Here is a 514-nt window from a genome sequence, read left to right on the forward strand (position 1 = left end):
CCGATCCACGAGTGGCTTGAGGTGCGCCCGTTCTACGGCAACGCGCCGACGATCACGGAGTAGCGCGCAACTGCTGAAGAGCCGATCGCCGACGCGGACGGCAACCCCGCCGCCATGTTCCGGTTCATGGTGGTGGACGGCAGGGTCGTCGACGCGTTCATCGGTTTCAAGAACGCGTACTGCCACAACTAGCCGAAGGGGGTGATGTCGAGAGGCAGGGAACGGCTCCGTCCCCGTGGTGAAAGCGCCAGGATGAGGGCGCAAGCACATCGAGGGAGTTCACCGGAGATGGCCAAGTACCTGTTTCTCAAGCACTACCGCGGCGCCCCGGCAGCGGTCAACGACGTGCCGATGGACCAGTGGACCGAGGAAGAGGTCTCGACGCACATCAAGTACATGCAGGACTTCGCGAAGAAGCTGGAGGGCACCGGCGAGTTCGTCGGCGAAGCGGCGCTCGCCCAGGAGGGGGCCTGGGTCCGCTACGACGGTGAGGGCAAGCCGCCGGTGACCGACG

General features: G+C 65.4%; 1 protein-coding gene and 1 pseudogene. One reads left to right on the forward strand and one right to left on the reverse strand.

The features are described 5' to 3' along the window. Window positions 1–32: 32 nt before the first annotated feature. Window positions 33–161 carry a hypothetical protein gene (locus LFM09_RS50130; RefSeq protein ID WP_414103738.1) on the reverse strand — a complete coding sequence of 43 codons (129 nt, stop codon included), beginning with the start codon at window positions 159–161 and terminating at the stop codon, window positions 33–35. A 127-nt stretch (window positions 162–288) separates the two neighbouring features. Here LFM09_RS50130 and LFM09_RS50135 point away from each other — a divergent pair. Further along, window positions 289–514 (forward strand): annotated as a pseudogene (locus LFM09_RS50135) (hypothetical protein); the annotation flags it as partial.

Source organism: Lentzea alba (assembly GCF_047445655.1).
In the GTDB taxonomy this organism is placed as follows: Bacteria; Actinomycetota; Actinomycetes; order Mycobacteriales; family Pseudonocardiaceae; genus Lentzea; species Lentzea alba_A.

Excerpts from the sequence above, each read along its gene's own strand:
- LFM09_RS50130 (WP_414103738.1), bottom strand. The coding sequence starts at position 161 with ATGAACGCGTCGACGACCCTGCCGTCCACCACCATGAACCGGAACATG.